Source organism: Planctomycetia bacterium, from assembly GCA_034440135.1.
Taxonomy (GTDB): domain Bacteria; phylum Planctomycetota; class Planctomycetia; order Pirellulales; family JALHLM01; genus JALHLM01.
Window position 1 is genome coordinate 1 of the sequence record JAWXBP010000452.1, and the last position, 12,224, is coordinate 12,224.

5 protein-coding genes are annotated in these 12,224 nt (G+C 60.2%); 3 read left to right on the plus strand and 2 right to left on the minus strand.

All coding sequences use genetic code 11. The annotated features are described in order from the left end of the window. Positions 1-364 precede the first annotated feature (364 nt). A complete protein-coding gene (locus SGJ19_26100) occupies positions 365-829 on the minus strand; it encodes a hypothetical protein (GenBank protein ID MDZ4783735.1) in 465 nt (154 codons plus the stop codon). A gap of 386 nt (positions 830-1,215) precedes the next feature. Between SGJ19_26100 and SGJ19_26105 the strand changes: the two genes are divergently transcribed. The 3 genes from SGJ19_26105 to SGJ19_26115 all read left to right on the plus strand — a co-directional run bounded on the left by SGJ19_26105 (position 1,216) and on the right by SGJ19_26115 (position 11,395). Continuing rightward, positions 1,216-4,917 carry a PEP-CTERM sorting domain-containing protein gene (locus SGJ19_26105; protein ID MDZ4783736.1) on the plus strand — a complete coding sequence of 1,234 codons (3,702 nt, stop codon included), beginning with the start codon at positions 1,216-1,218 and terminating at the stop codon, positions 4,915-4,917. A 213-nt stretch (positions 4,918-5,130) separates the two neighbouring features. Then, on the plus strand, positions 5,131-10,494 hold the full coding sequence (locus tag SGJ19_26110; protein ID MDZ4783737.1) for a lamin tail domain-containing protein: 5,364 nt from the start codon (positions 5,131-5,133) through the stop codon (positions 10,492-10,494). Between the two features lie 139 nt (positions 10,495-10,633). Then, positions 10,634-11,395, plus strand: a complete 762-nt coding sequence (locus SGJ19_26115; protein ID MDZ4783738.1) for a PEP-CTERM sorting domain-containing protein — start codon at positions 10,634-10,636, stop codon at positions 11,393-11,395. Between the two features lie 532 nt (positions 11,396-11,927). Here SGJ19_26115 and SGJ19_26120 read toward each other — a convergent pair. Further along, the coding region (locus tag SGJ19_26120) for a hypothetical protein (protein ID MDZ4783739.1) at positions 11,928-12,224 on the minus strand (297 nt) is incomplete at its 5' end.

Here is a 12,224-nt window from a genome sequence, read left to right on the forward strand (position 1 = left end):
AAACAAACATTTCTGGCAATCATCCAACTGGCCCTCGGATTCATCCGCCTAAAGCGGATTTAATCGTCAACAGAGCCTAATTCGCAGGTCAGGCTTTCCAGCCTGACTGGTTGCGTCGTGGGCAGCAAGTGCGGTGTGCGAAACGTCAGGCTGGAAAGCCTGACCTACGGCCTTCTACTGCGCCGCCTTCATGGCATCCAGCGCTCGCTCCAGCATTACCTTGTCGATGCCGCTCATCACGACGCGTCCTTCGCCGTCGAGCAGCAGAACCCTCGGAAAGCCATCGACTTGATATCGCGTCGCCAGTGGACCATCTTCACCGTCCCAAATGCAGGGCCAGGTAATCTCGCCCGCCGCGATGGCCTCATGGACGGACTCGACTTTTTCGTCGGCGTTGCCGCAAGGCTTTGCGACATTTTGCGTGTGAACGGCGGCGTTGTGCGTCGTCCCACGGCGAGTCGCTGCGATCGACCAACTGATTTCCCGATTGATCCCAGGTCTGCCGTTCCACGAGCGTATGCATCCACCGATTCAGATTGTACGCCGCCAGATTGCTCCAGATGTTGCGGACTTGTTGTTGGCCCGAGCCCCAGACTTCTTTCACGTCATGAAAATCCTGTTCGATCGTGGCGCGGTCGGCGAACGCTTCCAGGATTTCGACGACGCTGGCGTTGGCGTCAGTGCAGCAGAAGGCGTAGCAACCATGCTCCTCCTGGACGAGCACCACGCGAATCACGCGAACGGCCAGTGCGTAGGTCGCGAGGAAGGTCTTGTAGCGCTGGTAGTCGTCGCTCACGCCCGCAGCCACGTGATCAGACGCGCAAGACACAACGTCACTAAGTTCAGTAGCGGGCCGACTAACGCGATCACATTCGTCTCGGTCCCGGACGGAAGCAGAACAATGGCCATGTACTATCTGCCACTTCGTTTTACGGTCCATCCATTCATTCGCGATCCAGTTCGGAGTTGCGGCAGGGCGAAGCTGCTCGATGCAGTGCATTGGTTCCGCGAAGTGTTCGACTGGCTCAAAAGTTAGTATCAGGTTTACATCAGATTCGGAAAACGCTTGAATCGGCTGGCGAGTCGCATTAGACTCTCACCTCAGACGGCATTCGTCGTCCTCGTCTCCCAGATTCATTACATTCGCAGGACCGTTCGGTCCGTTCCTTTCCATCTCGCGCCCTGCCGTCGGCTTCCAATGAGGAGGATCCGTTGATGTATTGCGTCAAATCACGCGCGTTGGCTTTGGTGATGGTTTTGACCCTCGTTGGCATCGCGAATTCCGCCAACATTGTCAGCGTCGTGGAGACTGGCGGCGACAATGAGGCCACGGACACCATTCCTGCCAAATGGTCGGGCCAGACGTGGCAAGTGACCGTCGCGGCGGAGCCATTGCTGGATTCCGTCGTAGGCGCCAACTACACGGCGGGCTTGTTCGCGGACCTGTCGCCCGCGTTTGTAGATCGTGCTCATCGCTACATGAGCGACGCAGCGCTGCCGATTCCCGCTTACTTGATCGGCAAGGAGTACATCTTGTCTGGCAACGACAATCGCGACAACGCGACGTACAAGCTCGATGTGACGATCGCGGATCCTTCCACGGTGTACATGCTGATTGACAATCGCTTGTCCGACGCCGACGGCGCTACGCCACCGACTTTCGATGCGACTCACATGCAATGGATTGTCGATCAGGGCTGGGCGGCCACTGCCAACGGCTTGAATCGTGGCTTGAACGTCAATCTCCCGGACGAACTCGCTTTCGACGAAGGGGCCGATGGTACCGTGAATCAGTATTACTCCGTCTATCAAAAGAAGTTTCTCGCGGGGACGTTCAGCTTGCTTCAAGCCGAAAACGCCGGCCAAAACATGTACGGCGTGGTCATCGCGCCGGACGGAGAAATTGTGGTTGGCGATGTGAACGGCGACGAGGTCGTGGATTTGCTGGACTTTGGGGTCATCCGCGACCACTTTCGCACAGGCGCCGCGCCCGCAGAAGGCGATCTGAATTTTGACGGGACGGTCGACTTCGACGACTTTCAAATTTGGAAGACCGCGTTCGGCGGAGGAGCGCCCGCCAACGTACCGGAACCAACCACGTCGGCCATCGCTCTGATCGCGTGCGCCGTGATGGCTGGGCGCAGCGCATGGCGGAAAGTTCGCGGTGCGGCGTCTCTCCTCGGATTGCTCGGCCTGCTCGCCGGGCCAGTTTCCGGTGCGACGATCGTAAGTGTGGTGGAAACGGGCGGTGACAACGAAGCCACGGATACGATTCCCGCTCAATGGTCCGGCCAAACCTGGCAAGTGACCGTCGCGGGCGAGCCCTTGCTGGATTCCGTCGTCGGGGCCAATTTTACCGCGGGTTTGTTTGGCCACTTCGCTCCGTCGTTCGTCGATCGGGTCCATCGCTATTCCGACGTCACCGCCTCGAATACGCTGCCAATTCCCGGGTATCTCGTGGGCTCTGAATACCTTTTGTCGGGTAACGACAATCGCGACAACGCGACGTACCGATTGGACGTGACGGTCAACGCCGCGGCGACGGCCTACATTTTGATTGACAATCGCCTGTCGGACACAAGCAACGCGAATCCGCCGACATTCGATGCGACGCACATGCAATGGATTATCGATCAAGGTTGGGCTCCCACGGCACATGGATTAAATCGCGCCGGCGACCCCGCGCTTCCCGATGAAGTCGCGTTCGATGAGGGCGCCAACGACACGATCGAGCAATACTACTCGGTGTACCAGAAGGCTTTCCCGGCGGGCACGTTCAGCTTGTTTCAAGCCGATAACGCCGGACAAAACATGTACGGAGTCGTCGTAAAGCCAGGCGCCGCCGCCGTCGTTGGCGATGTCAATGGCGACCTGTTTGTGGACATTCAGGATTTCGATATCATCCGCCTCAACTTCCGCACTGGCACGACTCCTGAGCAAGGAGATCTAGACTTTAGCGGCCTGGTCGATCTGTCGGACTTTAAAATCTGGAAAAACGCCTTCTCCGGGCCACTCCCTGTGGGCGTACCGGAGCCTTCAGCCTTCATGTTGTTGGGCATGGGTTTGGCCGCTGCCGCACTTGTTCGAGTACGTCGCAGCGCGGCGCATGCCGTGGTCATGGGCGCCATGTTGCTGAGTGCGAACGCGTCTCAAGCGCAAAGCACCATCGTGTTTGTGCCGACGGGCGACGGAGATTGGAATGCGCTAGCGAGCTGGATCGACCCGGTATCTCAGCAGAATTTCATTCCGGGGGATAACTATCCCGACGAAGTGCCCGGAATCAACAACGGCGGCACGGCTTTCCTCAACGTCGCCGCGCTCCACTCTGTGGGCGGCGTGCTGATCGCGGAAGGCGCGGGCTCATCAGGCCGGCTGGACATTCGCAACGGCGGATCGTTGAACGTCGTTGCGGCGGCGACGCCTGCCGCAAATGGTAGCGTCACCGTGGGGCAAGCAGGCACGGGGCGTTTGACCCTCGCGGGCAACGGTTCACTCACCGCGCGGAATCTGAGTCTCGGCGGCGCTAGCGGCAGCACGCTTGAGGCGTCCGGAACCGCTAAGATCGCGCTCTCCGGCAGTGCGGTTTTGGCACGTAATACGCGGCTCGTTGGCCCCAATGTCGATTTCGACGTGGCGGGGAATCTGAGCGTCAACGGCGTTTACCAACCGTCGATCAGCCCGGCCGGCGCCAGCATCGTTAACGTAACTGGCTCGGCCAGTGTCGGCGGTCGTCTCGATGTGAACTTCGACGGCGTGACGCCCGCCTTCGGTAACTCCTGGCAACTGATCAATGCCGCCACGGCAACGGGCAGGTTCTCGAGCATCACCAGCAACGTCGCGCTGCCGCGCGGACTGGTGTACGATCAGGCCGTCAACGCCGGAGGGAGCGGCGACGTTTCGGTCCGCGTGGTTAATCGCCTCATCTTGTCAGTGGATCGAGGTACTGGCGCCACCATCATCGAAAACGTCGCCGGAGGGCCAGTGAACTTCGATGGCTACGGCATCAATTCCCCACTGGGATCGCTCGACGCCAGCGATTGGAGCAGCCTCGATAAAAAGAATCTCGGTTCATGGCTCGAGGCACCGCCGACGAACACTGATCTGGGCGAATTGGCCCCCTTTGCCGGGTCGACTCTGCCCGTGGGACAAAGTCTGAGTCTGGGAACTCCGTTCAAATTCACTCCGACGGCTTTCGGCCAGTCGGGCGACGACCTGACGTTCGACTATTCAACGGCGTCCGGGGAGACCATCCGCGGCCTGGTGGAGTATTCGGGGCCCCACAATACGCTGGTGTTGGTCGTCGACCCGGATACCGGCGACGCGGTCATTCAAAACCAATCGAGTTTCAGCGCCGCGATCAACGGCTACACTATCGGTTCCGCCAGCGGGTCGCTGCAATTCGCGAATGGCGCCTGGTTGAGCCTGGACGATCAGGGATTGTCTAGCTGGGAAGAGGCCAATCCTTCTGCGGAATTTTTGAATGAGTTGAATCCATTGGGAAGCTCGCTCTTTAGCTCGCGAATGCTGGTCGACTTGGGGACTCCTTTCAAGGTTACCGGTAAACGCGACTTGACGTTCGAAATCCATCTCGTCTCCGGGGAGACGATGTTGGGCGCCGTCGAGTACGGCGAGCCGATTAGCGTCGGGCAGCCGGGGGACACTGACAATGACGGTGATGTGGACATCACCGACTTAAACGGCGTGCGCAACAATTTTGGCAATACAGGACAAGTCGGCAGCACGGCGGGCGATGCATTTCCCTTTGACGGTAAGGTGGACATCAGCGATTTGAACGCCGTTCGTAACAACTTTGGCGCGGCACCCGGGGCGCAGAGCGTACCGGAGCCCGCCTCGCTCGGTCTCGTGCTGACGGCGGTCGCTCTCGTTTTCGCCGCCCGCCAGCGACGCCGTGACTAGCCGCCGCAGCGCCAAATCATTGACTTCATTGCGAGGCGTCGACTAGATACAACTCGGGGAAAGTTTCGCGGGCCGGCGTTCGCCAGGTCCAATAGGGGGGCTCGTAGCGATCGCCGGTGGTGCGCTTCCGGTGGACGACGGCTGTGTTAGTAATTTGGGGCTGCGGTTAGCGGGTGGTCGCTCGCCGGCGCCTCATTTCTTGGAAGGTTATCGATGCAATCGCGTTCGAAGCGCGCCGTGCGCGTGCGCCCTCGCCGCCGCATGAGCCAGCGACACATTGAAGCTTTGGAGCGGCGCCTGACGCCGGCCGCCGCTCCCGTGATTCTCAGTGAGTTCATGGCGGACAACCGCACGATTCTCGCCGACAAGGACGGTGCATATTCCGATTGGATTGAACTCGAGAACATCAGCACGAGCCCAGTGAACCTCGACGGCTGGGGACTCACCGACGATGCGGCCGATCCGTCTAAATGGGAGTTGCCAGCCGTTACGCTCGCCGCCGGCGCGAACTTGATTGTGTTCGCCTCGGGCAAGGATCAGGCGGTGGCTGGCGCGGAGCTGCACGCGAATTTTCAGTTAGATGCCACCGGTGAATACCTGGCGCTGACCCTGCCAGCGAGCGACGAGACCGCGACCGAGTTTGCGCCTGAGTATCCTTCGCAGCTTGCCGACGTCTCGTTCGGTGCGCTCGCTCAATCGGCCGAACCGGTCCCGTTTGTCGATGCCTTGACGCCGGCCCATTTCACACCCGGCGCGGAATCATTGGGACTGAATTGGACGACGACAAACTACGACGACTCCGCTTGGATTTCTGGCCCGCAGGGGGTTGGCTACGCGACCGCGCAGCAAGGTCCGTTGGTAACTTCGGTCGTGGAGACCGGCGGTTTGGCCGGCGTGCGCGCTGGACGACTTTCACCGAATCCGTTTGGCGAGGATCAATTCGCCTACGTCGATCGCGGGCATGAACACAATGGTGCAGCGTACAACTCGGCGACGGGGAATCTTTCGACGGTCGGCAACGCTCCCGTGCCCATGCCGGACTACCTGGCCGGCGAGGCGTATGTCGAGTTGGCGAACGACAACCGTTCCGCGGCCAACTATCAATTGACGATCAATACGTCGCGCCCGGCGACGGCCTACCTGTTACTGGATAATCGACTCAACGGTCCCGCCGCGGCCGCGAGCGACTCGAGTCTTGATCCGCCCGAGTTGGGCGGCACGCTGCAGTGGGTGATTGACGACGGTTGGCAAATGGTCAACACCGGGCTATTCCCTGGCGGGAAGCCGGACTTCACGGGCGTTGATGAAGGGGGCAGCGCCGGCGCCTCGGTGGATGACCGAACTCCCCCCGGCACCATCGGGACCGGCGTGGGCGTCAATCAGTTTTATACGGTCTATCGGCGAGAGGTCGTAAATAACGCGATCACGCTGCATCAACAGGCCATCGACATTTCGAATATGTACACCGTGGTCGTGGCTGAACAGGACGAGGTCTCGCTGGCACCTGCCGTCGGACTGAACGTCGACGCGCAACTCCGTGATCAGAATGCCTCGGGCTACGTGCGGCTGCCGTTCGCCTTCGACGGAATTCCAGCCATGGAATCGCTGACGTTGTCGATGCGCTACGACGCCGGCTTCGTGGCCTATTTGAATGGCTCCGAAATTGCCCGCCGCAATGCGCCTGCCGGCGTGCAGTGGGATTCCACCGCCACGGAAGAACGCCTGAACGCCACGGCCATCGCGTACGAAGAGATCGATGTCACGGACTTTGCGCAGCTGCTATTGGATCAAGACACCAATGTGTTGGCGATCCACGGGCTGAACTCGTCGGCCGGCGATGCGGACTTTTTGATCGACGCGAGACTAACGGCCACTTTGGGTACAACGCTGGTTGAGCAATACTTCACGACCCCCACGCCTGGCGCCGCGAATCAGCCGGGCTCACTGGGGTTCGTCGAGGACACCAAGTTCAGCGTCGATCGCGGATTTTTCAGTGAACCCTTCGTACTGGAGATCAGCACGGCGACGAGCGGCGCCGAGATTCGTTTCACGACCGACGGCGATCCGCCCACCGCGACGACAGGGATCGTTTACTCCGGACCAATTCCCATCACCAACACCACCACGCTCCGCGCCGCGGCGTTCAAGCCTGGATATGTCTCGACGAACATTGATACGCAGACCTACTTGTTCCTTGATTCGGTGTTGCAACAGAACGGCGTGGGCCTGCCGAACTATGCGAATTGGGGGCACGCCGGGCCTGACTGGGTTGTCGATCCTGATATCGTGAATCATGCAGATGCCAACAATCGGCTCTCGACGAGCGACTTGCGAACCGTGCCGACCGTCTCGCTGGTGATGCCGTGGCTGGACTGGTTCGCCGGCGCGCGTGACGGATCCGGCATCTACATTCAAGGCACCGGCGTCGAGAAGGCCGCGAGCGTGGAATGGATTTTGCCGAGCGGCGAGAGCGCCTTCCAGATCGACGCCGCAGTGCAGATTCAAGGCGGCAGCAGCGCCGATCGCTGGAAATCCGACAAACTGTCGATGCGGCTCAAGTTCAAGGAGCCGTACGGCCCCACGAAACTTGACTATCCGGTCTTTAAAGGGGCCGTTGATTCGTTCGACACGTTGATCCTCGATTCCGTGTTGAACTACTCCTGGGTGCATTCGCAAGACTCCAATCAACGCGCCGCCGCGAAGTACGTTCAGGATCAGTTTGTCGCCGATTTGCAAAACGCCATGGGCGGCCATGGGCCGCACGGCCGGGCCGTGCAGGTCTACATTAATGGGCTCTATTGGGGCATGTACATGGCCCATGAGCGGCCCGATGAAACCTTCGCTTCCGACTACTTGGGCGGCGACAAAGATGATTACGACGTCATGAAGCACCGCCCGTCGACGCCGGTGAACGGTACGACGGCCAACTACGCCGAGTTGCTCAATCTGGCGCGGCAGACGCTCACCGTCGAACAGAACTATCAGAATCTTGCGGCGAAGTTGGATCTCAGCGACTTCGCCGACTACATGTTGCTGAACTTTTACGTTGGCAACACGGACTGGGCGCACCAGAACTGGTACGCTTCGTACAATCGCGTCGCCACCGTCGGTAAATGGCGCTTTCACAGTTGGGACGCGGAGCATGTGCTCAAGACGCCGAACGAGAATGTGCTCGCACGCAATGATACGGGCGGGCCAACGGAGATCCATCAGCGATTGTTGTCCAACCCTGAGTACCGCGTGCTGTTTGGCGACCGGGCGCGCGTGCATCTGTTCAATGGTGGCGCGCTGACTTCCGCCAACACGTTGGCGTTGTACCAGGCTCGTATGAGCGAAGTCGATCGCGCCATCGTTGGCGAGTCGGCGCGTTGGGGCGATAACAGCGACGCTTCGCCCCGTACACGGGCTCAATGGCTCGCCACGCAAACGCAATTGGTCAACAACTATTTCCCGGCGCGCACCAATAACGTCCTGAATCAGCTGCGCAGCGCCGGGCTGTACGCAACGGTCGATGCGCCGAACTTCAGCCAGCATGGCGGCGTAGTGGCGCCCGGTTTCCCGTTGTCCATGACTGGACCTGCCGGCGCGACGATCTACTACACCCTTGACGGTTCCGACCCGCGCTTGCCGGGCGGCCCGGTGAATATCGCGAGCGCCGTGGTCTATGCCGGCCCAGTTCCGCTTCAATTGACCGGCGCTGTAAAGGCCCGCTCTTTCTTGAACGGGCAGTGGAGTTCGCTGAACGAGGCCACGTTCGTCGTCGGTCAGCCAACTCTGGCAATTGTCGAGTTGAACTATCATCCGCATCCGGCGGGCGCGGGAGAGCCGGCCGTGGATGACGGAGAGTTCGAGTTTGTCGAGTTGATGAACACCGGTAACTTGCCGGTGAGCTTGTACGGGGTCCAGCTCACGGGCGTGGAGTTCAACTTCGGTCCGGACGCCTCGGCGCAACTCGCGTCGGGCGCGCGAGCGGTGCTGGTCAAGAATCCAACCGCGTTCACCGCGCGCTACGGCGATGGAATGGCCATCGCTGGCACGTTCGTCGGTTCCTTGAGCAACAGCGGGGAGACGCTCGAGATTCTTGACGCGCTCGACGGCGTCGTGCAGTCGTTGGAATACGACGACGGGGGAGATTGGCCAGGGCGTCCCGACGGCGACGGCAGCTCGTTGGAAGTTATCAATCCGCTCGACGACTTAAGCGATCCAGCGAACTGGCGCCCGAGCAGCGAGTTCGGCGGCACGCCCGGGTCGGAAGGCGCAGGGCGGCGACAAGACGTGGTCGTCAACGAGATTCTCACACGGGGAGCGAACGGTGCGCTTGACGCGATCGAGCTCTACAACACGACGAATCAGCCGATCGACGTTGGCGGATGGCTGCTGAGCGATTCCAAGTCCGACTATGCCAAGTTCGTCATTCCTGACGGGACCGTTCTACCGGCAAGCGGTTACCGCGTGTTCGACGAGGATGACTTCAACCCCACGCCCGGTATCGGTCTGAGCTTCGCGCTCGATGGCTTGCACGGCGAAGATGTTTGGCTACTGGCGGGCGACGACGGACGCCCGGCGCAGTTCGTCGATCATGTGGAGTTCCCGGCGACTCCGAACGGCGTCTCGTTGGGGCGTTGGCCGGATTCCGCTGGGCTATTGTTCCCCATGACGGCGAATTCTTTGGGGCAAGCCAACGTCGGGCCGGTGATCGGCGATCTGGTGTTTAGCGAGATCATGTATGATCCGACGCTTGCGGCCGATGACGAGGCGTTGGAGTTCGTCGAGATTTACAATCGCGGTAACACGGCGGTCGACCTCACAGGCTGGACGTTGGCCGGCGGCGTGGACTATGTCTTCCGTGGCGGAAGTTTGCCGGCCGGCGCCGCACTGACGATCGTCGGTTTCGCGCCGGTGGAGCTCCTGGCAGCCGCGTCGTTCCGGTCCAAATACGGCATCGGCGACTCAGTTCCGCTTTTGGGACCATTCGTCGGCCGCCTCAATAACGGTGGCGAGTTGCTGCAACTGCTTCGGCCCGATGTGCCGAGTCCCGCGGAACCAGACTTTACGCCGATCGTGCTCGTCGACCAGGTGGAATACGACGACGACGCGCCGTGGCCTGATGGTCCGAACGGCAACGGCCCGAGCTTGCACCGCGCCACCGCGGACGCCTTCGGCGGCCGGTTCGAATCCTGGGTCGCGGCCGCTCCCACGCCCGGTTCGACGGACTTCGTCGCCACGGTTCCGGGCGACACCAACGGCGACGGCGCGGTCAATGTCGTGGATCTCAACAATGTGCGGAATTACTTTGGCGCCACGGGCCAAGGCGTCCTCGGCGACACGAATGGGGACGCGCGCGTCGATGTGGCGGACCTGAACGCCGTCCGCAACAACTTCGGCGCCGGGGCGCCATCCCCAACGCAAAGTCAGACTTCCCGCCGGCTGAATCTCCTCAAGATCCCGCAGAAAACGACTGTTTTGAAAGTGGACCCGGAAACGACCGACGCAGTGTTCGCGATCACAGGCGGGGACCACCAGGAATGGGTTTGGCATGCCCGACGCCAGCCAGCTCGCAGAATGCGTTCGACCTAGGGAAAAACGCTTTCCCCGAATGGTGGATGGTGTTAAAATTTGCAAAAAACTATTATTTCGCTTACAATCGGGAATTAACGACTTTTCCGCTTCTCCTGCTGCTCTCTTCTTGTCCTTTTCTGCTGTGGAGATTCCTACCATGATTCGAAGCTCATTTTGCTTCGGCGTGGCGGTGCTATGCGCCGCGCTCGCCACTCCGGTTTTGGCCGGAAACATCGTCGACGTCGTGGAAACCGGCGGCGATAATGAAGCCACGGACACCATCACCGCCAAATGGACCGGCCAAACTTTCCCGGTCTCGGTCGTCAACGAGCCCATTCCGGGCGCAGTCGTGGGCGCCAACTACACGGTCGGCGTCTTTGGACATCAGGCCCCGTCATTCGTCGATCGCAACCACCGCTATGTGGACGATCCTGCCAACAGCTTGCCGCTGCCAAGTTACCTCGTTGGCAACGAATACATCTTGTCCGGCAACGACAACCGCGATAACGCCACGTACCGGCTCGACGTGACGGTGGCCGCTCCGTCCACGGTGTACATGCTGATCGACAATCGCTTGTCCGACACCGTCGGCACGACGCCGCCGACGTTCGATGCGACTCACATGCAATGGATTCTCGACCAAGGCTGGTCCGCGACGGCGAACGGTTTGAACCGCACGCAAAACGCCGGCGTGCCGGATGAGATCGCCTTCGATGAAGGGGCTGATGATACCGTAAATCAATATTACTCGGTCTACGAGAAAGATTTCCCAGCCGGTACGTTCAGCCTGTTCCAGGCCGATAACGCTGGCCAGAATATGTACGGCGTCGTGGTCGCTCCGGTGCCCGAACCGGCCACATGGGCGCTGGGCCTCGTGGGCGTGCTCGGATTCGCGCTGGCGCGCCGCCGCACAGCTTAGCAAAAACGGCGCTTCGACAAGGCCGAACACTTTACCCGCCGACCTTTCAGGGTCGGCGGGTTTTTTTGTTTGCCGGGCATGTCTTGCATCTCGGAGACGAAGGTTCAATGCGGGCAGTAGTGGCCGGAACCGCGAGGCCAGGTCAGAGTGTTCATCGCGAGGCGGAATCTAAAGAACATGGCGCCTGGTTCAGGTGTTCAAAAGAAGTCAACGGTGGGTAACTTCGGTTGCGATCGGCTTTTGAAAGAAGCGTAGGCGACAGTAGCAATGCAGGATCAGCTCTAGCAAGCGTCTCTTGAACCTCTTGCGCGATTGAGTCGCCGCACAAAGTCTTCGCTTCGAGCGACGGTAGCTGCGAAGCCTTGACAAGAGTCGCTCTACACGACCGCTTGGTAGCTGTTACGCCCAACCAAGCAAATGCGTCGATACGAGCGCATCAAAAACCCATACTCGAAATAAGCGACTCAGCAGATCTTCCTTGGCTCCCCCTTGCCCGTCGTCAATTGTAACGCGAGCCCATCAATGGCCGGTCCTACCCGCCCAAACTTGCCCCGGCAGGCCAGGCGGACATCTCGGGCTTAGGAACTGTCCGGAAATTAGTGTTACAAGTTTGAGTCAAATCGGTTACGTGGCTGTCCATGCGAAACAACTGCATGGAAGTTTCGGTGCGACGGCGGTATGGCCGGGTGCGAAGGTTGTTGAACGAGCGGCAGCGGCGGTTGTGGGCTGCCGCCTCGGCCAGCTTCGTCGTGGTCCGCAGCGTGGGCAGAACATCTCCCCAACTCGTGAACAATTGCTCGACGAGCGCGCGTGACTCGCGCTCATGCAG